Raw genomic sequence first — 24,398 nt, forward strand, 5'->3', positions numbered from 1 at the left:
TGCGGCAGCGGGCGGCGGTGTGCGGCAGCGGGCAAACCGGCGGGAGTCTCGGCTTGAAGCTGCCGCAACGGCAGCCTCTACGGTCGTGACCAGGGCCGGAGAACCGGCCCCGGTCCACGCGAACGTGGGGACGTGGGGACGTGGAGAACGAGGGAGGCGGCCATGGCCTGGCCCATCGCCGATGTGGCCCGGATGTCCGGGGTGACCGCCAGGACGCTGCGGCACTACGACGAGATCGGGCTGCTGCCCCCGGCCTGGATCGGTTCCAACGGCCACCGCTACTACGAGGAACGGCAGTTGCTCCAGCTGCAACAGATCCTGGTACTGCGGGCACTGGGCGTGGGGCTGACCGAGATCGCCCGGATCCTGGGCGATCAGGTGGACGAGCTGGAGGCCCTGCGGGGCCACCGCCGCCGGCTGGTCGCCGAGCGCGACCGGCTCGACGCCCTGGCCACCACTGTTTCCCGCACGATCGCTGACCTGGAACGCTCCCGGAAGGACGGCACGCCCATGACCATCAACCGCCCCGAGAACCTGTTCGAGGGCATCCAGCCCGACGACGTCGACGCGAGCCTGCGCGACTTCCCCGAGCACGCCGAGGCGGCTCGGCGCGCGACCGCCGCGATGTCTCCGGCCGAGATCGAGGCCGGACAGCGCGAGCGGACCGCCCGCATGATCCACCTGGCGGAGCTGATGGCGGCCGGCCACCCGGCCGACGCCGAGCCCGTGCAGAGCACGATCGACGAGGAGTACCAGCTGCTCCGCACCATCCGCTCGGTTCCGACCGAGGAGTACCTGGCGATCGCCCGTTCCTGCACCGAGAACGAGCAGTGGAGCGCCGCGTACGAGGCCATCGCCCCGGGCCTGGCCGCGTACCAGCGTGCCGCCATGGAGGCGTACGCGGCGGCGCGGCTGTCCTGAGCCGGGTTGGGCCGGACCGACCTGACCCGGCCATGTCCGACCCAGCCCTGTCCGGGCCGGTCCGGGAGCCTTACGGGGGGCTCCCGGACCGGGCCGGACGCCGGGCGGCTCCGCTCCTGGTCCTTTCTCCTTGTCACTCCGTGCGCAGCGCCGTGACCGTCCGGGTGCGGGCCGCCCAGGTGGCCGGGAGGGCGGCGCCGAGCAGGGCCAGCACCAGGCCGCCGAGTATCAGCGGCCCCGCCACCGGCGGGGCGAAAACGGCGAGGTCGGCGTCCGGCACTCCGATTCCGGCGGCCCGGGCCATCGCGGGCATCACCTGGTGGTGCACCAGGACACCGATCGGGACTCCGATCAATCCGGCCGCCAGCCCGCTGCCGCAGACCGAGGTGAGCACCATGCCGACCGTCTGCCGGGGCGCCATCCCGAGCGCCTTGAGCACCCCGAGGTCGTGCACCCGTTCCCTGGTGTCCAGCAGCACGGTGTTGAGCACCCCGAGCCCCGCCACCACGGAGAGCAGCAGTGTGAGCACGCCCGCCAGGGTGTTCATCGCCAGCACCACGATGTTGAGGTGCTCCCCGCCGGGTTCGGCACCCAGGCCCATCGGCTTCACGGCCTGGTCCAGCCCGTCGGCGTAGGACTGCGCGTCGGTGCCCGGGGTGAGGTCGATGTGGAAGGTGAGCGCCTCGGCGTGGATCGCGCCACCGAGCGGCGCCAGCGTGGCCCGGTCCGTGAACACCACGTCGTGGGTGGTCAGGACCTCGCCGGTGATCTTCGCCGGGGTGCTGCGGCCGTGGTCGGTGAGGGTGACGGTGTCACCGACCTTCGCCTCGTTGGCCCGCAGGTAGGCGGCGGCCACCACCACCTCGCCGGGGCCGTGGAACCAGCGGCCGGAGACCAGTTGGAAGCCGCTCCAGGAGGCGTCGCCGCTGAACGCGACCACCTCGGAGCGCCCGGTGTTCCCGGCCAGGGCGATCGGGGCCGGAGCGGTGCTGTACCAGGCGCGGGTGCCCGGCCGGGACTCGACGGCCTTGGCCACGGCCGCCTCGTCCACGTGGTCGACGGGCTGCGCGGCGCCCTCGATCGGGACCTGGACCACCACCTTGCCCGCGCGGTCGGCCGCCAGGCCCTCCTGGATGGAGCTCAGCGAGAGCGTCAGACCGACGCAGAGGGTGACCCCGACCGTGCCGAGCACCACGGCGGCACCGGTGGTCGCCGAGCGGCCCGGCCGGTTGAGCGGGGAGGCCAGCCCGAGGCTGAACGCACGTGGCACCGGCAGCCGGCCGATCAGGTCCTGCGCCCGGGACAGCGGACCCGCCGCCCCCGCCCCGCCGGCCATGCGGCGGGCGGCCGCCCGCTTGGCGCCGGGAGCCGTCCGGCCGACCGCGAGTGCCTCCACCGTCCGCAGCCGCCCGGCCCGCAGGGCCGGTACCACCGCGGTGCCCGCCACGGCCGCCAGCGCCGCCACCGCGACCACGGCGTCCACCCAGACCGGGATGCCGAGCAGCCCGCCGCGCAGGGCCTTGTGAGCCAGCCCGAGGACCGGTACGGAGAGCAGGTTCCCGAGGAGCACGCCGAGCGCCGTGCCGAGCCCGGCGGGGATCAGCGCCTGGCCGACGTAGGCGCGTGCCACCTGGGCGGGCGTGAAGCCCAGGGACTTGAGGATGCCGATCCGCCGGGTGGCGGCACTGACGGCGCCGCTGACCACGACACCGATGATCAGCACCGACATGGCCAGCCCGAGCACCCCGAAGGCCGTGACGAACGGGACGAAGGTCGAGGCCGTCCGGTTCGCCTCCTCCCGGGCGGGTCGGTAGGAGGTGACCCCGGCGAGCGCGTCGCCGGGGACGGCGGCGGCCAGCGCGGCGCGGTCCGCGGCCACCTCGGCGTCGTCGTCGGCGTGGGCGAAGCGGTAGAGGTACTGGACCGCGGGCACCGTGCCGGGCGCCGCCAGCCCGGCCACCTGCTCCGGGGCGACCCAGCCGTCCGCGCTCCAGGAGACCGAGGCCGCCAGGCCGACGACCTTGAGCGTCGGGTGCCCCGGCCGGTCCGGGAACTCCATGCTGTCGCCGACCGCCAGCGGGGAGTGCCCGTCCAGGAACACCACCTCACCGGGGCCCGCGATCCAGCGGCCATCGGTGATCCGCAGGCCGTCCAGTGGGCCGTCCTGGGCACGGCCGACCAGCGTCATCGGCGGCAGCGGGCTCCCGGCCGGCGGGATCCGGGTGTCGGGGCCGGAGCGCGGCTGGACGGTCACCGCCTGGTAGGGGCCGGCCGTGGCCGTCACGCCGGGCGCGTGGGCCGTCGCGGCGAGCTGGGCTGGGCTCGCTCTCTCCCCGTCGTACAGCACGTTGAGGTGGGCGCCGCGCTGGTCCGCGAAGGAGCGCTGGTAGGGGCCCTGGGCGGCGACCAGCAGCCCGAGCGCGAGGATGCACGCCGTCACGGACACCATCGTGGTGAGCACCATCACCAGTGTCTGCACCCGCCGGCGGCCGACCCCGGCACGCACCACCTTGCCGAGCGCGCTCATCGGCCACCGCCCGGCGCCGACGCGGCCGCCGTGTCCCGGACCAGCCGGCCGTCGAGCAGTTCGATCGTCCGGTCGGCACAGGCGTCGGCGAGCGCGGTGTCGTGCGTGACCAGCAGGATCGTCTGGCCCTCCGCGTTGAGCCCGCGCAGCAGGTCGCGGACGTCGGCGGCCGAGGCGGTGTCCAGCGCTCCGGTGGGCTCGTCGGCCAGCAACAGCGGCGGACGGTTCATCAGCGCCCGGGCCACCGCGACCCGCTGGCGCTCGCCGCCGGAGAGCCGGCCGGGGAAGGCCTTGGCGTGCCGGGCCACTCCCAGCCGTTCCAGCAGTTCCCCGGCCCGGGCACGGGCCGCCTCCCGTCGCATCCCCGCGAGCTGGGCCGGGAGCAGCACGTTGTCCTCCGCGGTCAGGTCGTCCAGCAGGTTGAAGAACTGGAACACCATGCCGATCCGCGCCCGCCGGTACTCGGCCAGCGCGGCCTCGCCGAGCCGGTGCACGGCGACGCCGTCCACCTCCACCTCGCCCTCGCTCGGACGGTCGAGACCGGCGACCAGGTTCAGCAGGGTGGACTTGCCGCTGCCCGAGCGGCCGAGCACGGCCAGCGCCTCGCCGGCCCGGACCTCCAGGTCGAGCCCGGCCAGGGCGGGACGGGCGGAGTCGGATCGGTCGTACGTCTTGCTGACGCCGCGGATCCGGATGATCGGCGCGTTCACGGGCCCTCCACGGTTCGGGGTCCGGCCCCGGGAAATCCGGTCCGGCTGACGGGACATGACGCTACGAATCCGCGACGGGGTGCCGACAGCCGTCTGGACGGCCTCTACGGGGTGTATCCAGATACACCCCGAACTGGGTGTTCAGGCCTAGAGCGCCGGGCGACCCGGACGGGCAGACTGACCCATCGAAAGATCGGAACCGGGGTCCGCGGGGGCTTCGGGGCGACGGCTTCGGGTCCGCCGCTCCGGGCCCGCGGCTCCGAGGTCCCCGACCGGGGCCACGGATGGGAGAGGGGGCGCGTCATGAACGCGGGAGTGCTGGAAGGACTGGCCCTGAGGGTCGGCCGGGCGTGCACGGACGGGGTGCGGGCCTGGTACGCGGCGACGCTGGCCGTGACGGGCTTCCTCGCGCTGCTGGCGGGGCCGGTCCTGCTGGCCTCCGCGCTGTTCGGACCGGACGATCCCCTGGACCTCCACCCGGGCGGACCGCTGATCCTGGTGGTGCCGATGGGGCCGGTCGCCCTCTGGGCGCTCTGCTGGGCCACCGGGGGCGGCGGCCGGGCGGTCGGCGCCGCGCTGTTCGCCCCGGGGGCGATAGCGCTGATGGCGACGCACCTCTACGGGGGTGCCGCGCCCGGCGGCCGGTCCGGCTCGCTCTGGCTGGCGCCCTCGCTGCTGGTGCTCGGGCTGTTCGGGGCCCGCTGGGCCGCGACGGAGAGCAGGCGGACGGTCGGGAAGTGGAGCGGGCGGCCGATCCCGGTGCCGTACCGCCGGCCGGTCGGGGCCGGGCCCTGGCGACGGCTGCGCACCGGCGGCTGGCTCACCGACCCGGCGACCTGGCGGGACTTCGCCTGGACCCTGCTCACCGGCGCCGCCGTGCTGCTCACCGCCGCGATCGTCCTGCTGACCCCGGTCGCCCTGGAGGTCTTCGGCCGGAACGGCCGGTTCTTCGCCCTGGGCGTCGTCTACGCGATGGGTCTGACCGTCGCCCCGTTGGCCGTGCTGTGGGCCGCCCCACCGGTCCTGCGGTTCCACGAGAAGGCCGCCCGGGCCCTGCTCGGGCCCTCCCGGCGGGCCGAGCTCGCCCGCCGGGTCAGCCACCTCGCGCGGACCAGGGCGGACACCATCGACGCCGGCGCGGCCGAGCTGCGCCGGATCGAACGGGACCTGCACGACGGGGCGCAGGCCCGGCTGGTGGCCCTGGGCATGCTGCTGACCGTGGCCGAGCAGCTGAAGGACGATCCGGACGCCCTCGGGCCGTTGCTGGCCGAGGCCCGGCTGTCCTCGGTGAGGGCGCTGGGAGAGCTGCGGGACCTGGTCCGCGGCATCCACCCCCCGGTGCTCGCCGACCGCGGCCTGGCCGACGCGGTTCGGGCGACGGCGCTGGACATGCCGCTGCCGGTCGGCTTCAGCGGCGACCTGCCCGGCCGGGCATCCGCCCCGGTGGAGTCGGCGGCCTACTTCGCGGTGACGGAGCTGCTGGCCAACGTGGTCAAGCACGCCGGGGCCTCGCAGGTGTGGATCGAGATAGGGCACAGTGGCGGGCTGTTGCGGATATCGGTCACCGACGACGGGCGCGGCGGCGCCGACCCGTCCCGGGGAACCGGCCTCAGCGGAACCGAACGCCGACTGGCCGCCTTCGACGGGGTGCTCGCGATCAGCAGCCCGTCCGGCGGGCCGACCATTGTGAACCTGGAGATCCCGTGCGCGTTGTCATCGCCGAAGACCTCTTCCTCCTCCGGGACGGCCTGACCCGGCTGCTGGAGGCCAACGGCATGAAGGTCACCGCGGCGGTGGAGGACGGAGAGCAGTTGCTCGCCGCGGTGGCCGCGGACCGCCCCGACATCGCCGTGGTCGACGTCCGGCTGCCGCCGGGCTTCACGGACGAGGGGCTGCGGGCCGCGCTCGCGGCCCGCCGGGCCCACCCGGGCCTGCCCGTCCTGGTGCTGTCGCAGTTCGTGGAGCAGCTCTACGCGCGCGAGCTGCTCGCCGGCAGCACCGGCGGGATCGGCTACCTGCTCAAGGACCGGGTGATGGACGGCACCCAGTTCATCGACGCCGTCCGGCGGGTCGCCCAGGGCGGCACCGTCATGGATCCGGAGGTGATCACCCGACTGCTCACCCACAACTCCTCGGCCGGCCCGGTCTCCACCCTCTCGCCGCGCGAGCGACAGGTGCTGGCGCTGATGGCGGAGGGCCGGTCCAACGCGGCGATCGCCCAGCAGCTGGTGATCACCGAGCGGGCGGTCGCCAAGCACACCGCGTCGATCTTCGTCCGGCTCGACCTCCAGCCCTCCGACGACGACAACCGTCGGGTCCTGGCCGTCCTGGCCTACCTCAACAACTCCTGAAAGGAGCCGCCATCGCCCGCGCTCCGGCACCGGCCCCGCACAACTTGATAGATCACCGACAAGTGGCGAGTGGCCCTCCGCTGCACGGGGCTCGCCTGCCGCAGAACGGGTCAATTAGGCTGGTGAGGTGCTCATCCTTGTTCGCCGCCGCCACGTGGACCTGCTCCGCGTGACGACCATGTCCTGTCGACGCTCCGGCTGAACCTCGCGCCACCCACCCTCACCGGCGGCCCCTGCCCTGCCGCCACCACCTCCCGGCTCCCCGAGCACCCGCCGCACCAGGCGCTGCTCCGGCCGTCCCCGGTCGACCACCGGGACCAGCCGGGACGAGACCCAGCGGATGTCACACATGACGCAGCAGTACACGCCCATATCCGAGACCGGCACCGACTCCGCCCCGGCGGACGCCCTCCCGGTGATCGACCTGTCGCTCGCCGACGGCAGCCCGGAGGACCGTCGCCGCCTGCACGACGAGCTCCGCGACGCGGCCACCGGCGTCGGCTTCTTCCAGCTCGTCGGCCACGGTGTCACCTCGGACGAGACCACCGCACTCGCCCGGGCCATGCGCGCCTTCTTCGCACTCCCCGAGGCCGACCGGCTCGCCGTGAGCAACCTCAACTCCCCCCACTACCGGGGCTACACCCGCACCGGTGACGAACGCACCGGCGGCAGCCAGGACTGGCGCGACCAGCTGGACATCGGCGCCGAACTGCCCCCGCACGTCCCCGGCACCGGCGAGCCCCCGTACTGGTGGCTGGAGGGGCCCAACCAGTGGCCCGAGGCGCTCCCCGAGCTGCGCACCGCCGCGCTCGGCTGGATCGACCACCTCGGCGGGGTCGCCCGCCGCCTGCTGCACGAGCTGCTCACCGCGATCGGCGCCCGCCCCGACTTCTACGACGAGGCCTTCGCGGGCCACCCCCACCTGCGCCTCAAGCTGGTCCGCTACCCCGGCAGCGCCCCGGACGGCACCGGCCAGGGCGTCGGCACCCACAAGGACTACGGCTTCATCACCCTGCTCCTGCAGGACACCGTCGGCGGCCTCCAGGTCGAGCGCGCGGACGGCACCTTCCTGGACGTCCCGCCGCTCGACGGCGCCTTCGTCGTCAACCTCGGCGAGCTGCTGGAGGTGGCCACGGACGGTTACCTCAAGGCCACCAGCCACCGCGTGGTCAGCCCGCCCGGCGCCCGCGAGCGCTTCTCGGTGCCGTTCTTCTACAACCCCCGCCTCGACGCCCACATCGAGCCGCTCGACTTCCCGCTCGCCCACCACGCCCCCGGCGCCACCGAGGACCCGGCCAACCCGCTCTTCGCCGACTTCGGCCTCAACGAGTGGAAGGGCTACACCAGGGCCCACCCCGAAGTCACCCGCCGCCACCACGCCGCCCTCGCCTGACCCCCGCGGCGCGTAGCCCGCACCGCACCGATGCTCCCCACCGGCAGCCTTCCGGCCCGGGCACTCACTCGGGTGCCCGGGCCGGAGGGGCCCGTCGGCCCAGCGCTGTCGGAGCGGCGGCAAGACCGACGCGGTCGACACGACCGACATCACGTAGAGGATCGCCGGCGGCGCCCCGAGGCGGAGACGATCGAGCTCACCGAGGCGCTGGTGGATGTCGGACTGCTCGTCTCCCCCGCGCCCCGCCGGTACGCCTACCCCCACGACCTGCTCCGCCGCTACGCCCGCGGCCTCGCCACCGGACGCCGGCCGTCCTCCTGAGCCGGTGCACCGATGGACCCGGGGCGACGGGCACTGTCACACTGCTGCTGTCACAGCAGGAGTGTGCCAGCGCGGGAGGCGGCGGGTGGGGGAGCACGGCGAGGTGGGGGTCGGGTTGCGGCTGACGGTGGACGAGCTGGCGGCGCGGGCCGGGGTCACGGTGCGGACGGTGCGGTTCTACGGGACGAAGGGGCTGCTGCCGCCGCCGGAGCTGGGGCCGCGGCGGGTGGGGCTGTACGGGGCGGCGCACCTGGACCGACTGGAGCTGATCGAGGAGTTGCAGCGGCAGGGGCTGACGCTGGCGGCGATCGAGCGGTACCTGGCGCGGTTGCCGCAGGACAGCTCACCGCTGGACCTGGCGATCCACCGTGCACTGGTGGCGTCCTGGACGCCGGAGGCCCCGGAGGAGGCCACCAGGGCTCAGCTGGAGCGGCGGGCCGGGCGGGGGCTGACGGAGGAGCAGGTCGGGCGGCTCGCCGCGATGGGGGCGCTGGAGCGGACGGGGGATCCGGAGGTGTTCCGGGTGGATCCGGGACTGCTGCCGCTGGGCGTGCGGATCCTGGACGTGCCGATCCCGCTGGAGACGCTGCTGGCCGCCCGGTCGGTGGTGGTGGAGCACAGCCGGGCGACGGCCCGGGAGTTGCAGCGGCTGTTCCGCGAGACGGTGTGGAAGCCGTACCGGGAGAGCGAGCCCGCGCCCCAGGAGCTGGCCCGGATGCGGGCGCTGACGGACCACATCCAGCCGATGGTGGCGCAGGCGCTGGTCACGGCCTTCCAGCGGTACCTGCGGGAGGAACTGGGCGAGGAACTGCGCCAGGAGCAGGGGCAGGAGCAGGTACAGGCCCGGGAACAGGAGCAGGTACAGGCGTAGGGGCGGAGGCCCGGTGGGGCCGTGCGGCGCACGGCCCCACCGGGATCCGAGCAGGTCGTCGGGTCGGTTCGTGAAGGTCAGTCCGTGACGGTCGGTCCGTGACGGTCAGTCCGTGAAGGTCCGTCCCTCGGCCGCCACCCGCTCCAGCAGCGCCGGGGGCGCGAACCGCTCGCCGTACGCGGCGGCGAGCTCGCGGGCGCGGGCCGCGAAGCCGGCCGGGCCGCCCTGGTAGCCGTTGATGTACTGGAACACGCCGCCCGTCCAGGCCGGGAAGCCGATGCCGAGGATCGAGCCGACGTTGGCGTCGGCGACCGAGGTCAGCACGCCCTCCTCCAGGCAGCGCACCGAGTCCAGCGCCTCGCTGAACAGCATCCGCTCCTTGAGGTCCTCGAAGGGGACGTCCGCCGCCCCTGCGGGGAAGTGCTCCAGCAGCCCCGGCCAGAGCCGCCCGCGCCTGCCGTCCTCGCCGTACTCGTAGAAGCCCGCGCCGCCACTGCGTCCGGGACGGCCGAACTCGTCGACCATCCGGTCGACCACCGCGTCCGCCGGGTGCGGCGTCCAGGTGCCGCCGACGGCCTCGACCGAGCGCCGGTACTCGTCCCGGATCTTGCGCGGCAGGGTGAGGGTGAGCTCGTCCATCAGGGAGAGCACCTTGGCGGGGTAGCCGGCCTGGGCGGCGGCCTGCTCGATGCTGGACGGGTGGACGCCCTCGCCGACCATGGCGACGCCCTCGTTGAGGAACTGGCCGATCACCCGCGAGGTGAAGAAGCCGCGCGAGTCGTTGACCACGATCGGGGTCCGGTCGATCTGCCGGACCAGGTCGAAGGCGCGGGCCAGCGCCTCGTCCCCGGTCCGCGGGCCGCGGATGATCTCGACCAGCCTCATCTTGTCGACCGGCGAGAAGAAGTGCAGCCCGATGAAGTCGCCCTGGCGCTCGACGCCTTCGGCGAGCACGCCGATCGGCAGGGTGGAGGTGTTGGAGCAGAGCAGCGCGCCGGCGTCGACCACGCCCTCGATCTCCCGGAACACCTTGTGCTTGAGCTCGGTGTTCTCGAAGACGGCCTCGATCACCGCGTCGCAGCCGGCCAGGTCGGCGGCCTCGGCGGTGGGGGTGATCCGGGCCAGCAGCTCGTCGCGCCCGGCCTCGGTGGAGCGCCCGCGCGCGACGGCCTTGTTCAGCAGCCCCTCCGAGTAGGCCTTTCCGCGTTCGGCGGCCTCGACGCTGACGTCCTTGAGCACGACGTCGATGCCGGCCTTGGCGCAGGCGTAGGCGATGCCCGCGCCCATCATCCCGGCGCCGAGCACCGCGACCTTGCGGACCGGCCGCTTCTCGACGTCCTTCGGGCGTCCGGCACCGGAGTTGACCGCCTGCATGTCGAAGAACAGCGCCTGGATCATGTTCTTGCTGGTCTGTCCGCAGACCAGCTCGGTGAAGTAGCGGGCCTCGACGGCCATCGCGGTGTCGACGTCCACCTGGGCGCTCTCCACGGCGGCGGCCAGGACGTTGCGCGGGGCCGGGTAGGGCGCGCCGTTCAGCTGCTTGCGCAGGTTGGCCGGGAAGGCGGGGAGGTTGGCGGCGAAGGCCGGGGTGGCCGGGGTGCCGCCGGGGATCCGGTAGCCCTTGACGTCCCAGGGCTGGACGGCGCTCGGGTTGGCCTCGATCCAGGCGCGCGCCCGGGCGGCCAGCTCCTCGGGGGTGTCGACCAGTTCGTGCACCAGTCCGTGTTCCAGCGCCTGCGCCGGACGGTACTGGCGGCCCTGGAGCAGGAACTTCAGCAGGGCGTCGGTGATGCCGAACAGCCGGACCGTACGGACCACGCCGCCGCCGCCCGGCAGCAGGCCGAGGGTCACCTCGGGCAGGCCGATCCGGCCGGCGGGGGTGTTCAGGGCGATCCGGTGGTGGCAGGCGAGGGCGATCTCCAGGCCGCCGCCGAGCGCGCTGCCGTTGAGGGCGGCGACGACCGGCTTGCCGAGGGTCTCCAGCGTGCGCAGCGAGCGCTTGATCCGCATCGACTTCTCGAAGACGGCCTCGGCGTCCTCGGGGCGGGCGGCGGAGAGCATCCGCAGGTCTCCCCCGGCGAAGAAGGTCTTCTTGCCGGAGGTGATCACCACGCCGCGCAGCGCGTCCGAGGACGCCAGGGCAGCCAGCCGCGCGACGGCGGTCTCGAAGTCGGCGGCGAAGGCCTCGTTCATGGTGTTGACGGACTGGGCGGGGTCGTCGAGGACGAGGGTGACCACGCCGTCCTGGTCCTGCTCCCAGCGGATGGTGGTGGTGTCGCTCATGGGTTCACGGTCTCCAGGTCTACCGGTCTGCGGAGGAGGTGCCACGCCCGGCGTGTCCCAGGAAGGGTGGCGGCGGGCGACGGGCGGGCTCAGATGCGCTCGACGATGGTGGCGATGCCCATGCCGCCGCCCACGCAGAGGGTGATCAGGCCGTAGCGCAGGTCGCGCCGCTCCAGTTCGTCGATCACGGTGCCGAGCAGCATCGCGCCGGTGGCGCCGAGCGGGTGGCCGAGCGCGATCGCGCCGCCGTTGACGTTCACCTGGTCGTGGCGGAAGCCGAGTTCGCGGACGAAGCGGAGCGCGACCGCGGCGAAGGCCTCGTTGATCTCGACCAGGTCGATGTCGGCGGCGGTGAGCCCGGCCTTGGCGAGCGCCTTGTGGGTGGCCGGGGCGGGGCCGGTGAGCATGATGGTCGGCTCGGAGCCGGAGACGGCCGCGGAGACGATCCGGGCGCGCGGGCGCAGCCCGTACCGTTCGCCGACCTCGCGGTTGCCGATGGCCACCAGCGCCGCGCCGTCCACGATGCCGGAGGAGTTGCCCGCGTGGTGGACGTGGTCGATGGCCTCGACCCAGTGGTACTTCTGGAGGGCGACGGCGTCGAAGCCGCCGGCCTCGCCGATGGCGGCGAAGGAGGGCTTGAGGCCGGCCAGGGTTTCGACGGTGGTGCCGGGGCGGATGAACTCGTCGCGTTCCAGCACGACCAGGCCGTTGCGGTCGCGCACCGGGACGACCGAGCGGTCGAACAGGCCGTCCGCCTGGGCCTTGGCGGCGCGGGCCTGGGACTCGGCGGCGAAGGCGTCCACGTCGGTGCGGGAGAGGCCCTCGATGGTGGCGATGAGGTCGGCGCCGATGCCCTGGGGGGCGAAGTTGGTCTCGTAGGCGGTCATCGGGTCGGCGAACCAGGCGCCGCCGTCGGAGGCCATCTTCACCCGGGACATCGACTCCACGCCGCCGGCCAGGACGAGGTCCTCCCAGCCGGAACGGACCTTGGCGGCGGCCAGGTTGACGGCTTCCAGGCCGGAGGCGCAGAAGCGGTTCTCCTGGACGCCGGCGACGGTGTCGGGCAGGCCGGCCGCGATGGCGGCGATCCGGGCGATGTCGGAGCCCTGGTCGCCGACCGGGCTGACCACGCCGAGCACGATGTCGTCGATCGCGGCCGGGTCCAGCCCGGGGTAGCGGTTGCGCAGTTCGTGGATCAGTCCGACGACCAGGTCGATCGGCTTGGTGCCGTGCAGCGAGCCGGAGGCCTTGCCCCGGCCGCGCGGGGTGCGGATCGCGTCGTAGACGTACGCTTCGGTGGTCACGGTGGAACGCCTTTCAGCGGGTTTCGGGGCAGGGGGTGAGCGGGGTCGCCCAAGAGCTCGGGGCGGAACGGTCAGCCGAGGAGGGAACGGCCGACGATCTCCTTCATGATCTCGGTGGTGCCGCCGTAGATGGTCTGGATGCGGCCGTCGGTGAACGCCCGGGCGACCGGGAACTCGCTCATGTAGCCGTAGCCGCCGTGCAGTTGGAGGCAGCGGTCGGCGGTGCGCTTCTGCAGCTCGGTGGCCCACCACTTGGCCATCGAGGCGTCCGCCGGGGTGAGCGCCCAGCGGTTGTGCTCGGTGATGCAGCGGTCCACGAAGGCCCGGGTGACGGCGCACTCGGTGGCCAGTTCGGCGATCTCGAAGCGGACGTGCTGGAGCTTGGCGAGCGGACGGCCGAAGGCCTCGCGCTGCTTGACGTAGTCGGTGGTGATCTCGACCAGGTACTCGGCGCCGGCGATCGCCGCGGCGGCGATGGTGAGCCGCTCCTGGGCGAGGTTCTGCATCAGGTGGACGAAGCCGCCGTTGAGTTCGCCGATCAGGTTCTCCTTCGGCACCCGGGCGTCCTCGAAGAACAACTCGGCGGTGTCCTGGGCCTTCTGGCCGATCTTGTCGAGGTTGCGGCCGCGCTCGAAGCCGGGCGTTCCGCGCTCGACGGCCAGCAGGCTCAGCCCGTGCGCGCCGCCCTCGGGGGTGGTGCGGGCGACCACGATCACCAGATCGGCGAGGATGCCGTTGGAGATGAAGGTCTTGGCGCCGTTGAGCAGGTAGTGGTCCCCCTCGTCGACAGCCTGGGTGCGGATGCCCTGGAGGTCGGAGCCGGTGCCGGGCTCGGTCATCGCGATCGCGGTGATCAGCTCGCCCGAGCAGAAGCCGGGCAGCCAGCGGCGCTTCTGCTCCTCGGTGGCGAGCGAGGTGAGGTACGGGCCGATGATGTCGTTGTGCAGGCCGATCGCCAGGCCGGAGGCGCCGGCCCGGGCGAACTCCTCGGCCAGCACCGCGGCGTAGCGGAAGTCCGGGGTTCCGCCGCCGCCGTACTCCTCGGGGACGGCGAGGCCGAGCAGGCCCTGGCGGCCGGCCGCGAGCCAGGCGGAGCGGTCGACGATGCCGGCCTTCTCCCAGCGGTCGTAGTGCGGCTGCACCTCCTTGGCCAGGAAGGCCCGCACGGTGGCCCGGAAGTCGTCGTGCTGCTCGGTGAAGATCTCGCGCTGCAACGCTACTCTCCTTGCTCTGCCGAAGGGTTGGGGAACGGGATGCCGGGGTCGAGGGGCAGGGCGCCGGGGTCGAGGGGCAGGGCGCCGGGGTCGAGGGGCAGGGCGCCGGGGTCGAGGGGCGGGGCGCCGGGTTCCGGGGGCGGGATGCCGGGTTCCGGGGAGGGGGCGCCGGGATCGAGGGAGGGCACGCCCCAGTCGCGGGCCACCTCGCCGGTGTCCGCGCCCGGCCGGGCCGGCGGGCGGCGCAGGGCGCCGGGGGTCGCGGAGAAGCGCGGGGCCGGGGCGGGCTGGGTGACACCGTCCGCCTCGACGTACGTCCCGCGCGCCGACAGGTGGCCGTCCACAGCTGCCTGACGCATCGTCAGCACCGGCTCCACGCAGGCGTCCGAGCCCGCGAAGACGGCCTCCCACTCGGCCCTGGTCCGGGTGGCGAAGCGGGCGGCGATCAGGGCCCGCAGCTCGGGCCAGCGGGCCGGGTCGTACTGGCCGGGCGCGTCCGGGCCCAGCTCCAGCAGCCGGGCGAACTCGGCGTAGAAGCGCGGCTCCAGCGCGCCGACGGCCAGGTGCCCACCGTCGGCCGCCCGGTAGAGCGCGTAGAACGGCGCGCCGCCGTCGAGCAGGTTGACGCCCCGGCGGTCCTGCCAGTGACCGGCCGCCAGCAGGCCCCACAGCATGCTGCCGAGGTGCGCCGCGCCGTCCACGATCGCGGCGTCCACCACCTGGCCCGCGCCGGTGGCCCGGGCGTGGTGCAGACCCGCGAGCAGGCCGACGACCAGGTAGAGCGAGCCGCCCGCGTAGTCGCCCAGCAGGTTGGCCGGGATGCCGGGGGCCTCCTCGGCCCCGCCCGGCGCGGCCACCATCCCGAGCACCCCGGCGACCGCCGCGTACCCGAGGTCGTGCCCGGCCGTCGCCGCCCGGGGACCGTGCTGCCCCCAGCCGGTCATCCGCCCGTACACCAGCGCCGGATTGCGCGCCAGGCACGCCTCCGGCCCGACGCCGAGGCGCTCCGCGACACCGGGCCGGTAGCCCTCGATCAGCAGGTCCGCCCGCTCGACCAGGTCCAGCACCCGCCCGGGGCCCTCGGGGGACTTCAGGTCGATCAGCACCGAGCGCTTGTTGCGGTTGCTGAGGTCGTACGCCGGATCGGTGCCGAGCGGCGAGGGCTCCGGCCGGTCCACCCGCACCACGTCCGCCCCGAGGTCCCCCAGCAGCATCGCCGCGAAGGGCCCCGGCCCGATCCCGGCGAGCTCCACCACCCGCACACCCGCCAGCGGCCCCCCGGCCTCCGGCGCACCGCTCGCGTCACCCACTGGCAGCTGAACCCTTCCCGACGGGTTTGACAGTAAAGCTGTAACACTCGGGATGATAGGCAAGCGACTCGCCAGTAACAAGACCTCCGCCCTCGCGCCGAACCGCCAATTCCCCCTCGGCCGGGCCCCGGTGAACCCCACCACTCCCCGCACATCCGGAATGACGGAGGGTGGGTCAGTGCACTGACAGTGCCCCCCTGTACGGTCGTCATGCCGCAGGGGAGCGGCCGCATCGCCGAATGGGGAGGATTTCCGCACATGGGTAGCCCGAACTTCGTCACGGGACCGGTCGCACCGGCCAAGGACCCGATGCCGGGCCCGGCGTCCACGTACGCCGCGAAATCGCCGTACGCCAATCCGGCGGCGCAGCCGAGCGACACCACCGTGCCGCCGCTCCCCCTCATGCCGCCCGGCAAGGCCACCACCCGGCTGGACACCCCGTACGAGCTCACCGCCTCGGCCGCGATAGCCCGCCAGATCGCCACCGACCTCGACAACGCCAACGGCAAGGCGGGCGCGGGCGCGCACAGCCTCACCGAGTACGCGAGCACCGCGTCGACCAGGATCCGCGGCTTCTCCTTCGGCGGCGCCCTCACCGGCAGCACCGAACGCTGGCTGCAGCAGTGCAAGACCCTGCACGGCAAGCTCGGCAGCGCCGCCAACAACCTCGACCGGACACAGCAGTACTACCAGTCCAACGAAGCCGCCGTCGCCGCCGGCTTCCGTCCGGGTCGGTAGAAGGCAAGGGGGAACGAAGAGATGGTGTCCTTCAAGGAACTGCACGAGGCCGACTTCTCCGGGGTGAACGAGGCCGCCGAGGCCTGGGCCGGCGTGGCCAAGGCCCTCACCTCCATGGACGGCCGGGTCGCCAAGGACCTCACCAGCACCGCCCAGCGGGCCGGCTGGACGGGCGACGCCGCCGACGAGGCGACCAAGGCGATGCAGGGCATCGACGGCGACTTCAAGCAGGCCTCGGCCGTCGCCACCGCCCTCGCCGCGATCATGAAGACCGCCGCCGAGGACTTCGCCGCCGCCCGCCGCGACCTCGACACGGCACTCCACGACGCCCAGGCCGACACCACCCTGAGCGTCACCGCGGACGGTGCGGTCAACTGGACCGTACCGAAGGAGTCCAGGAACGACCCCGAGGCCGAACGCACCATCCGGGCCAACGCCCAGGCGATCGCCGACCGGCTCGGCAAGGCCGTGGAGAAGGCCTCTGCCGCCGACCAGCGGGCCACCGCAGCCCTCCAGGGGGACATCGGCACCAGCACCACCGCCTTCAACGCCGCCCCGTACGGCGCCGGCCCGGTCGCCGACGCCAAGCGGGCCACGGACCTGATGTCCAAGGCCGGCAGCCTCTCCGACGACCAGCTCAAGCAGCTGCAGGCCCTGATGGCCGCCAACGCGGAGAACAAGGACTTCTCCACCACCCTGCTCAACGGCCTCAACGCCGGCGGCAAGACCGGCCCCGAGGCCCTGCTGGAGTACAGCAAGGTCTACGACGGCCTCGCCCACGGCAACCACAACGCCGCGGGCTACCAGGACGTCTACAAGAACCTGTCCGTCGCCCTGGCCAGCGCCACCCGCGACGGCGGGATGGGCAAGGAGTGGGAGGACAGGCTGCTGGCCGCGGCCCGCCGCCCCGGCGGCTCGGCGGCCGGGTGGAACGACAACTACCCGGCGCTGACCTCGCTCATGGAGGCGAAGGGGGACTTCGACAAGGCCTTCGTGCGCCGGGTCGGCACCGACCTGCTCGACTTCGAGGCCTCCAGCAAGGTCAAGGGCGAGGAGCTGTGGGGTCCGAACTGGGTCAACGACCCCCAGAAGGGCGACCCGCTGGCCCCGCTGTTGAGGATGATGAAGGGCGACGTGGCCACGACCCAGGAATTCCTCGACCCGAGCAAGAACCAGAACCTCGTCTACCTGCTCAAAGACCGTAGCTGGCTCGACGAGGACCAGGAGAGCAAGCTTCCCCAGAGCGTCCTGCGCGACACCTCCCACCGGATGTTCGCGGAGATGCTGGAGTCCGCCGCGACCGGCCATGGCCCCGGCCAGCCACCGGTGCGCCCGCACGACGCGATGATGACGCGGATCACGGATACCGCACTCTCCACTCTGGGCGGGGACAAGGCGGGCAACGAGAACGCCATGTACTCCGCGCTTCGCCGTCCGATGGCCAACATGATCAGCGAGTACATCACCGACACCCACGACATCCTCAGCAAGGACCTCCCCGGCCCCTCCGAGCCCGGCGGACTGAACACCACCCGCGAACAGCTGCTCCGGGTGATCCGGGGCACCGCAGAGGACCCGGAGTCGTACTCCCTGATCCACCTGGCCGAGACGCAGGAGGTGGCCCGACGGATGGCCGAGTACGGACCGGAGGCCTTCAAGGACGTCAACGGCCGCCCGGATCCGAAATTCGAAGACTTCGTCAACCAGGCAGGCAAGGCGTTCGGCGCGCTCGACGCCGTCCAGGCGGACACCATCACCGACCACAAGTCCGACTTGCAGTTCAAGGCCAACTGGAAGGCCAAGATGGACTACCACTACGTCGGCACGTTGGCGAACATGTTGCCGGGCGCCAACTGGCTGCCGGTGGGGGACATAGCCCAGCGGTACGTCGACGTTGCCACGTCCGAGTGGGCGGCCAAGGTCAGCTCGGAGATCGACACCAAGGCACAGGGCGACCTGAGCAAGCTCTACACCTTGGGCCGGTCGCAGGTGCAGGCCATGCTCCTCGACAAGGCTCATCAGTTCGGCATACCGGACCGCGACCTCCTCCTCGGCCAACTGGCCGACTCGGCCAACGTCCACTACCAGACGTCGATCACCCAGGCCCACACTGCGGCCTTCGGGAAGGGGTGATCCCGTGTCGGGACAACAGCACGAGACCTCCAACGGGCCGGTCGACAAGGTCGATGCCGCACTCGACCGACGGGGCTTCACCACGTGGCCGCTGCGGGTGCGGGCGGCGGTCGCCGTGGCGGGGGTGACGCTGGTCGCGGCAGGAGTGGGGGCATTCCTCACGGACAACCTGAGCAATGCGTTCGGGCCGGACAGCGTGTGCGACGGTGCGATGAGTGCGGCTGCCCTGAACGACGCGCTCGGGTCCGGACCGGTCGACAGCGAGACGAACGGCGCCTGGCAATCACCCAGTGGCGGGGCGTTCTGCACGGCAACAGTGAGCCACGGGGTGTTCGGTGACAGCCGGTCCGTCTTCGTGCAGGTCCTTCAGGCCGACGACCTCGGCCCTTACCTGGCCTACTCGGGAGACCGGTTGTTCGCCGCCTCGGCGAACGGTGGCGCAACCGGGGCGGCCCGCGACGATCGGGCCTGGGCGCTCCTCCCCGAGGGGTGCGGCAACGGGTTGCGGGTCGAGGTCAAGTCGGGCGACAACGGCCGACCCGGCGCCGGGAAACTCGCCCGACTCGCCGTGGCTGCGGCGAACGGCGTGGCAGCGGACAAGGGCTGCGGGAAGTCGCCGCTTCCCGCACCCCACGAACTGTCGGCGGCCGGACAGGAACACGAGCTGAACTCCGCCTCGGTCTGCGGCCTGCCCGGGTTCACCGCCTCCGGTACTGCCGGGGGCAAGGGGTTCAAGGAGAGCGTGAACACCGCGTTCGATCCGCTGTGGGTCTGCCGGATCGGCACGGACCAGGCCCGTTCCGCGATCTCCTTCTCCATCGGAACCGAGCCCCGGGTCCGCGGCCCGCTGTCCGAGAAGGACGCCTCCCCCGCATTCGGCCGATCGCGTTGGGCCGGCTCCCCCATGACGAACAGGGAAGTGGTGGCGACCTGCCAGGGCAGGCCGACCTACTTCCGGATGGACTCCGACATCACCGTCCAGGGGCCGCTCCCCGGCACCAGTGAGACCTGGGAGCAGTTCCTCACCGCCGGGGGCAAGGCGATCGGCTGCGAGCCGATCCTGTAGCCGCCCCCTCCTGCGGGCGGCCGGTTCCCTACCAGCCGCACGCAACAATCCAACCGACTGAGCAGCAAACGGGGAACAGCACATCGTGGAAGACACGCACGAGGTCAAACCCGACGAATCCGCCACAAGCCTCACCGGACGCGTCGACGCCGCGCTCGACCGGAAGGGGTTCACCACCTGGGGGCTTCGGGTGCGGGCGGCGGTCACCGTGGTGGCGGTGACCGTGGTCGCGGCAGGGGCGGGGACGTTCCTCGTGGACAACCTGACCAATGCGTTCGGGCCGGACAGCGTGTGCGAGGGCGCCGTGAGCGCGGATCTGCTGAACGACGCACTCGGGCCCGGCAAGGTCAGTGATCAGGCGTTCGGCGACGGGCACTTGCGCAACGGATCCGGCTTCTGCATGGCCAAGGTGAGTTCCGGGGTCTTCGGCGACGAGCGGTCCGTCACCGTGGAGCTTCGTAAGAACCCCGACCTCTCCGTCGTCGCGCAGGACTCGGAGGCCAGGCTGTTCGGCGCTTCGGCCAACGGCGGAGCATCCGGCGCGGCATTCGACTACCGGGCCTGGGCGCTGCTTCCCCAGGGGTGCGACAGCGGGCAACGCGTCACCGTCAGGGCGGACCGCGGCGAACGGCCCGGCGCCGGGAAACTCGCCGCACTCGCCGTGTCGACGGCCGACCGCATCGCGGCACAACAGGGGTGCGGCACGTCACCGATGCCCGCGCCGCATCAGCTGTCCCCGGTCGGCCAGGACCACGATCTCGACCGAAACGCCGTCTGCGGCCTTCCGGGGGTCACCGTCCCCGAAACCCCCGGAGGCCCCGTTTTCAGGGAAACCGTGACCACCGCGACCGACCCGATGTGGACCTGCCTCATCCGCTCCGACGCGAACCCGCGGTCCTCGATCGCGTTCACCATCGGCACCGAGCCCCGGCTCCTGCTCTCGGCTCCCCCGAAGGACGAGCCAGGCGTCGGCCGGGCCCGTTGGATCAAGCCCGGCGAGATGGTGGCGACCTGCCAGGGCCGGCCCACCCACTTCCGGATGGACCTCACCGGCTTCTGGGACCTCGTCCCGGACAGCAAAACCACCTGGACACAGTTCCTCACCGCCGGGGGCAAGGCGATCGGCTGCGAGCCGATCGTCTGACCGGTCCGACCGACAAGCACACAGACCAGGGAGCGAGCACACGATGGGGAGCGAAGACGTGGAAAAGGCCTCCGCAGGCCTTTCCGGGCACGTCGGCGCGGCGCTCGACCGGCGGGGGTTCACCACGCGGGGCCTGCGGTTGCGGGCGGCCGCCGTGGTGGTGGCGCTCTCGCTCGTCCCGGTGGGGGCGGCGGGGTTCGCGGTGTACCGGCTGACCAACGTCGGCGGGCCGGACAGCGTGTGCGAAGGGGCCGCCACGGCGGACCAGTTGCACGACCTCCTGGGCTCCGGGCGGATCGGCGAGCACCGGAGAGGTTTCTCGGCCACGGAGGAATCCACCGGTAACAGCTGCACCGCGACGGTCCGTTCCGGCTTGTTCGAGACCTCCGAGAAGACCGTGCGGTTCACCCCCGTCCGCAATGCCAAGGACGGGCCGGGCGCGCTGGCCGCCTCGGACGCCCGGCTGTTCTCCGGCGGCTCGGTCGGCTCGGTGACGCCCGACGGCGCGTGGGTGGTGCTCCCCGAGGGGTGCGACAAGGGCGTGCGCGCCGAGGTGCGCGCCGACGTGCAGGGCCACGACGAGGCCAGGGCCCGGCTGGCCGCGGCCTTCGCCAATGGCCTCGCCAAGGCGCGCGGGTGCGGCAACGGGGCACTCCCGGCACCGACGACCCTGTCGGAGAAGGGTGCCGAGACGGACCCGGACTGGGCCAACCTCTGCGGCCTGCCCGGGTTCGCACCCGCCAGGAACCCCGAGGCCCAGTGGCGCATGCCGCAACAGGTCACCACCGCCACCGCCCCGATCTGGTCGTGCCGGATCGGCGGGGACCCGCGGTACGACAGCCGGGTGCAGGAATTCGCGATCACGACCGAGCCGCGGACCACCGCCCTGGCCTGGAAAGAGAGCACGACTCCCGGTGTGGGTCGGGCCCAGTGGGTGGCAGACGGAACGCTCGTCACCACGTGCCAGGGCAAGGACGTCTTCTTCACCGTCACCGGCGGGATCGCCTCGGGCCTCGAAAAGCCGTTCCTCTTCCCCGACCAGAAGGACCTGGTGCGGCAGTTCCTCACCGCCGGTGGCAAGGCGATCGGCTGCGAGCCGATCCTGTAGCGGCCACCTCCTGCGGGCGGAAAATGGGCGGACGGGCGCCCGGGTAATGGCTTAGCTTCCGATGTACCTATTACGCGAGACACGGGGAAGCGCCATGACCACCACCACCGACCCGACCACCCGCACGATCGTCGCCGTCTCCGAGCGGCTGGTGCTGACGCGGCCCCAGGAGGGGGACGTGGAGGCGATGTTCGCGATCCACGGGGATCCGGAGACCAACCGGTACAACCCGAACGGACCGCAGCGGGACATCGCCGAGGCGCGGGAGATGCTGGACGGGTTCGTCGCCGACTGGGTGCGGGACGGGGTGGGGTACTGCGCCGTCGCCACCCGGGAGGACCCGGGGGTGGTGATCGGGTTCGCCGGGCTCTACCTGCACACCCTGGACGGGGAGCGGGTGTTCAACCTCTACTACCGGTTCCGGCCGTCCGCCTGGGGCAAGGGGTACGCGGCGGAGGCGGCCCGGGCGGCGATGGCCGAGGGGCTGCCGCGCCACCCCGGTATCCCGGTGATCGCCCTGATCCACGCGGACAACCTGCCCTCGCGCCGGCTCGCCGAGCGGCTCGGGCTGGTCGCCGACCCGGACGGGCGCACCGACGAGGAGGACCGGGTGATCCACCGGATGGCCCCGGCCCTCGCACCGGCCTGAGCCCGGGATCCCCCGCCGGGGGGAGCGGGATCGCACCGTGGGCGGAGGCCCCGGGGCGGGGCCCGGCGGGACGGTGGGGGCATGAGGATCAACGAGCACGTGGTGCGGACCGGGGCGGCGTGGACGGCGGTGGCGGCGACCGGGCCGTACCTGACGCTGAAGCTGCTGTGGCTGACCGGGCACCCGGTGGGGTCGGACTCCCCCGGTGAGATGGACCGGCTGTGGCTGGTGAACCTGCTGACCTTCGGCATGGACGCGATCGCCGTGGCGCTGGCGCTGGCGTTCGCCCGGCCGTGGGGGCGGCGGGCGCCGGCCGGACTGGTGGCGTTCCCGATGTGGGTGGCGACCGGGCTGCTGGGCACGATCCTGATCGCGCTGCCGCTGTACCTGCTGAGCGTCCTGGTGCTCGGGCCGGAGCGCGGCGACCCGGACGACAAGGGCATCGACGACTGGGTCTTCCTCGTCGTGTACGGCGGCTTCGCCGTCCAGGGCCTCGCCCTGCTCACCGCCTTCGCCCTGTACGCCCGGCAGCGCTGGGCCGGGCTGCTGCGGGAGCGGATCGGCGACCTGCCCGACTCCCCCACCCTGACCGTGCAGCGCGTCCTCGCCTGCGTCGCCGCGCTGCTCGCCGCGGGCGTCGCGGCGGTCCGCTCCTACTGGGCGCTCGGCGGCACCGCCGGACTTCCGCGGGACATGGCCGAGGCCCGGAGCCGGGGCGTGGCGGTGATGGACGGGGTGGCCGCGGTGATGGCGGTGGCCGCGGCGGCGGCGCTGCTGGTCCTGGTCTTCCGGATCCGGCCGGGGCGCCGGGTGCTCGGGCCGCTGCTGGTGGTGTGGACGGCGGCCGGCTCGCTGTTCGGCTGGGGCGGCTGGCAGTTGGTGGCCTTCGGGGTGACGACGACCCGGGTGACCGAGCTGCGGACGGCCGTGCCAGGGCTGACACCTCTGGTGCAGAGCGCCCAGGTGGTGGCCTCGGTGCTGGTCCTGGCGGTCGGGGCGACGGCGTTGACCGAATGGGGCGCCCGCCGGCGCGCCGCTGCCGTAGAGTCGCGCGGGTGATCACGGGGGTGGGCCGCCGGTTGCGGCGTGCGGCGGGGGCCGCGCTGGGGCGTCGGGCCCGCCTGCGCTGGGTGCACCTGGTGCTGGGCGGCGCGCTGCTGATGCCGTACTGGATGCTGTCGGTGGTGCTGTACGGGGCGCTCGAACCGAGCCAGTCGCCCACCCGCCAACTGCTGCTGTACGTCCTGTCGTTGCTCACCTCGCTGCCGATGGCCGCGGTCACCGCGCTGGTGCCGACGGTGCGGGGCCTGGAGGGCGCGGCCGCGCGGGCGCTGTGCGCGGTGGCCCGGCCGGAGAACCTCGCCACCGGACCGGCCCGCTCCTGGACCGCCCGCCGGCGCACCGCGCTCTGGTACGTGCTGCACGTCCTGTTCGGCGGGGTGGTCTCCGGGATGACGCTGGCCGGCACCCCGTTCGCGGTGGTCCTGGTGCTCGGCTTCGCGGGGACCGAGGAGTTCGTCCGGATGTGTGAGCAGCACTTCCCCGGCTGGCTGGCCACCGGCCCGGCCCTCGGCCTCGGCGTGCTGCTGCTGATCGTCGGCACCAACGCCGTCTGCGGCGCGCTGCTCGCCCGCTGGGCGCCCGCCCTGCTCGGCCCGACCCCCGAGGAGCGGGTGGCCGCGGCCGAGCGCCGGGCCACCGTGCTCGCCCAGCGCAACCGGCTGGCCCGCGAGCTGCACGACTCGGTCGGGCACGCGCTCAGCGCCGTCGGCATCCAGGCCTCGGCCGCCGCCCGGGTGCTGCGCAGCAACCCGGACTTCGCCGCCGAGGCGCTCGCGGCGATCGAGGAGACCGCCCGGGGCGCCGTCGCCGAACTCGACGCCGTCCTGGGGCTGTTGCGCGAGGAGGACCCGGAGGCCGCCGAGCCGTCCGGGCCCACCCTCGCCGGGCTCGACGACCTGCTGCGCCAGCTCGGCCGGGCCGGGGTCGCGGTGGACGCCGAGCTGGCGCCCGGGCTGGGCGGCCTGCCCGGGGCGGTCTCCCGCGAGGCGTACCGGATCGTGCAGGAGGGCCTGACCAATGTGCTGCGGCACGCCGGGCCCGCGCCGGCCGGGCTCCGGGTCGGGCTGGCCGGCGACCGGCTGGAGATCGAGCTGACCAACCCGCTCGGCGCCGCCCGGCCGAGCCGCCCCGGTGGCGGACGCGGACTGCGCGGGATCGCGGAACGGGCGGCGGCCCTGCACGGCGGCAGCACGGCGGGGCCCGGTGAGGACGGAACGACGTGGCGGCTGGCCGTCTGGCTGCCGGTGGGAGGGGCGACGTGAACGAGCACGAAGGCGCGGACGCAGGCATGAA

The 24,398-nt window shown here is 73.3% G+C and carries 19 protein-coding genes; 13 read left to right on the forward strand and 6 right to left on the reverse strand.

Annotation, left to right across the window (positions count from 1 at the left end; genetic code table 11):
• Window positions 1-162 precede the first annotated feature (162 nt).
• Window positions 163-921, forward strand: coding sequence for a MerR family transcriptional regulator (locus ACFVUY_RS15840; protein WP_387730303.1), 759 nt, complete (start codon window positions 163-165; stop codon window positions 919-921).
• Between the two features lie 133 nt (window positions 922-1,054).
• On the opposite strand, the gene ACFVUY_RS15845 is transcribed toward ACFVUY_RS15840, so the two are convergent.
• Window positions 1,055-3,448 (reverse strand): FtsX-like permease family protein, encoded by a 2,394-nt coding sequence (locus ACFVUY_RS15845; RefSeq protein WP_387730306.1) that lies wholly within the window; start codon window positions 3,446-3,448, stop codon window positions 1,055-1,057.
• Window positions 3,445-4,158 (reverse strand): ABC transporter ATP-binding protein, encoded by a 714-nt coding sequence (locus ACFVUY_RS15850; RefSeq protein ID WP_387730309.1) that lies wholly within the window; start codon window positions 4,156-4,158, stop codon window positions 3,445-3,447. The genes ACFVUY_RS15845 and ACFVUY_RS15850 overlap by 4 nt, the downstream gene beginning before the upstream one ends.
• A 303-nt stretch (window positions 4,159-4,461) precedes the next feature.
• Here ACFVUY_RS15850 and ACFVUY_RS15855 point away from each other — a divergent pair, with 303 nt between their 5' ends.
• The 4 genes from ACFVUY_RS15855 to ACFVUY_RS15870 all read left to right on the forward strand — a co-directional run bounded on the left by ACFVUY_RS15855 (window position 4,462) and on the right by ACFVUY_RS15870 (window position 9,094).
• Window positions 4,462-5,910: a histidine kinase gene (locus ACFVUY_RS15855; RefSeq protein ID WP_387730311.1), complete on the forward strand. Its 1,449-nt coding sequence runs from the start codon at window positions 4,462-4,464 to the stop codon at window positions 5,908-5,910.
• Window positions 5,862-6,509 carry a response regulator gene (locus ACFVUY_RS15860; RefSeq protein ID WP_380538753.1) on the forward strand — a complete coding sequence of 216 codons (648 nt, stop codon included), beginning with the start codon at window positions 5,862-5,864 and terminating at the stop codon, window positions 6,507-6,509. Before ACFVUY_RS15855 ends, ACFVUY_RS15860 begins: the two co-directional genes overlap by 49 nt.
• Window positions 6,510-6,858: 349 nt before the next feature.
• Window positions 6,859-7,902 carry an isopenicillin N synthase family dioxygenase gene (locus ACFVUY_RS15865; RefSeq protein ID WP_387730313.1) on the forward strand — a complete coding sequence of 348 codons (1,044 nt, stop codon included), beginning with the start codon at window positions 6,859-6,861 and terminating at the stop codon, window positions 7,900-7,902.
• A 406-nt stretch (window positions 7,903-8,308) separates the two neighbouring features.
• Window positions 8,309-9,094 carry a MerR family transcriptional regulator gene (locus ACFVUY_RS15870; RefSeq protein ID WP_387730316.1) on the forward strand — a complete coding sequence of 262 codons (786 nt, stop codon included), beginning with the start codon at window positions 8,309-8,311 and terminating at the stop codon, window positions 9,092-9,094.
• Between the two features lie 105 nt (window positions 9,095-9,199).
• On the opposite strand, the gene ACFVUY_RS15875 is transcribed toward ACFVUY_RS15870, so the two are convergent.
• The 4 genes from ACFVUY_RS15875 to ACFVUY_RS15890 form a co-directional block, all read right to left on the reverse strand.
• Complete coding sequence (locus ACFVUY_RS15875) at window positions 9,200-11,377, reverse strand: 3-hydroxyacyl-CoA dehydrogenase NAD-binding domain-containing protein (RefSeq protein ID WP_387730319.1); 2,178 nt, start codon at window positions 11,375-11,377, stop codon at window positions 9,200-9,202.
• Window positions 11,378-11,466: 89 nt separating this feature from the next.
• Entirely contained in the window at window positions 11,467-12,681 is a 1,215-nt protein-coding gene (locus tag ACFVUY_RS15880) for an acetyl-CoA C-acetyltransferase (protein WP_387730322.1), read from the reverse strand.
• A 71-nt stretch (window positions 12,682-12,752) separates the two neighbouring features.
• On the reverse strand, window positions 12,753-13,895 hold the full coding sequence (locus ACFVUY_RS15885) for an acyl-CoA dehydrogenase family protein (RefSeq protein WP_387730325.1): 1,143 nt from the start codon (window positions 13,893-13,895) through the stop codon (window positions 12,753-12,755).
• A gap of 2 nt (window positions 13,896-13,897) precedes the next feature.
• Window positions 13,898-15,157, reverse strand: a complete 1,260-nt coding sequence (locus tag ACFVUY_RS15890; protein WP_387730685.1) for a CaiB/BaiF CoA transferase family protein — start codon at window positions 15,155-15,157, stop codon at window positions 13,898-13,900.
• 306 nt (window positions 15,158-15,463) lie between these two features.
• Between ACFVUY_RS15890 and ACFVUY_RS15895 the strand changes: the two genes are divergently transcribed.
• From ACFVUY_RS15895 to ACFVUY_RS15930, 8 genes are all read left to right on the forward strand, one after another.
• The gene (locus ACFVUY_RS15895; protein WP_387692885.1) at window positions 15,464-15,943 is read left to right on the forward strand and encodes a hypothetical protein; all 480 of its coding nucleotides are present in this window, start codon (window positions 15,464-15,466) and stop codon (window positions 15,941-15,943) included.
• Window positions 15,944-15,964: 21 nt separating this feature from the next.
• On the forward strand, window positions 15,965-18,076 hold the full coding sequence (locus ACFVUY_RS15900; protein ID WP_387730327.1) for a hypothetical protein: 2,112 nt from the start codon (window positions 15,965-15,967) through the stop codon (window positions 18,074-18,076).
• 124 nt (window positions 18,077-18,200) lie between these two features.
• A complete protein-coding gene (locus tag ACFVUY_RS15905; RefSeq protein ID WP_387730330.1) occupies window positions 18,201-19,142 on the forward strand; it encodes a hypothetical protein in 942 nt (313 codons plus the stop codon).
• An 85-nt stretch (window positions 19,143-19,227) separates the two neighbouring features.
• Entirely contained in the window at window positions 19,228-20,286 is a 1,059-nt protein-coding gene (locus ACFVUY_RS15910) for a hypothetical protein (RefSeq protein ID WP_387730333.1), read from the forward strand.
• 43 nt (window positions 20,287-20,329) lie between these two features.
• Window positions 20,330-21,394 (forward strand): hypothetical protein, encoded by a 1,065-nt coding sequence (locus ACFVUY_RS15915; protein WP_387730336.1) that lies wholly within the window; start codon window positions 20,330-20,332, stop codon window positions 21,392-21,394.
• A 94-nt stretch (window positions 21,395-21,488) separates the two neighbouring features.
• On the forward strand, window positions 21,489-22,043 hold the full coding sequence (locus tag ACFVUY_RS15920; protein ID WP_387730338.1) for a GNAT family N-acetyltransferase: 555 nt from the start codon (window positions 21,489-21,491) through the stop codon (window positions 22,041-22,043).
• Between the two features lie 81 nt (window positions 22,044-22,124).
• Window positions 22,125-23,102 carry a hypothetical protein gene (locus ACFVUY_RS15925; protein ID WP_387730340.1) on the forward strand — a complete coding sequence of 326 codons (978 nt, stop codon included), beginning with the start codon at window positions 22,125-22,127 and terminating at the stop codon, window positions 23,100-23,102.
• On the forward strand, window positions 23,099-24,367 hold the full coding sequence (locus ACFVUY_RS15930; protein WP_387730343.1) for a sensor histidine kinase: 1,269 nt from the start codon (window positions 23,099-23,101) through the stop codon (window positions 24,365-24,367). The genes ACFVUY_RS15925 and ACFVUY_RS15930 overlap by 4 nt, the downstream gene beginning before the upstream one ends.
• The last annotated feature ends 31 nt before the right edge of the window (window positions 24,368-24,398 follow it).

This window comes from Kitasatospora sp. NPDC058063 (assembly GCF_042885395.1).
In the GTDB taxonomy this organism is placed as follows: domain Bacteria; phylum Actinomycetota; class Actinomycetes; order Streptomycetales; family Streptomycetaceae; genus Kitasatospora; species Kitasatospora lactacystinica.

Bases quoted from the DNA above. Each gene is read 5' to 3' on its own strand.
- ACFVUY_RS15840 (WP_387730303.1), top strand. From the start codon at position 163: ATGGCCTGGCCCATCGCCGATGTGGCCCGGATGTCCGGGGTGACCGCC.
- ACFVUY_RS15855 (WP_387730311.1), top strand. From the start codon at position 4,462: ATGAACGCGGGAGTGCTGGAAGGACTGGCCCTGAGGGTCGGCCGGGCG.
- ACFVUY_RS15920 (WP_387730338.1), top strand. From the start codon at position 21,489: ATGACCACCACCACCGACCCGACCACCCGCACGATCGTCGCCGTCTCC.
- ACFVUY_RS15925 (WP_387730340.1), top strand. From the start codon at position 22,125: ATGAGGATCAACGAGCACGTGGTGCGGACCGGGGCGGCGTGGACGGCG.
- ACFVUY_RS15865 (WP_387730313.1), top strand. From the start codon at position 6,859: ATGACGCAGCAGTACACGCCCATATCCGAGACCGGCACCGACTCCGCC.
- ACFVUY_RS15845 (WP_387730306.1), bottom strand. From the start codon at position 3,448: ATGAGCGCGCTCGGCAAGGTGGTGCGTGCCGGGGTCGGCCGCCGGCGG.
- ACFVUY_RS15900 (WP_387730327.1), top strand. From the start codon at position 15,965: ATGGTGTCCTTCAAGGAACTGCACGAGGCCGACTTCTCCGGGGTGAAC.
- ACFVUY_RS15895 (WP_387692885.1), top strand. From the start codon at position 15,464: ATGGGTAGCCCGAACTTCGTCACGGGACCGGTCGCACCGGCCAAGGAC.
- ACFVUY_RS15875 (WP_387730319.1), bottom strand. From the start codon at position 11,377: ATGAGCGACACCACCACCATCCGCTGGGAGCAGGACCAGGACGGCGTG.
- ACFVUY_RS15915 (WP_387730336.1), top strand. From the start codon at position 20,330: ATGGGGAGCGAAGACGTGGAAAAGGCCTCCGCAGGCCTTTCCGGGCAC.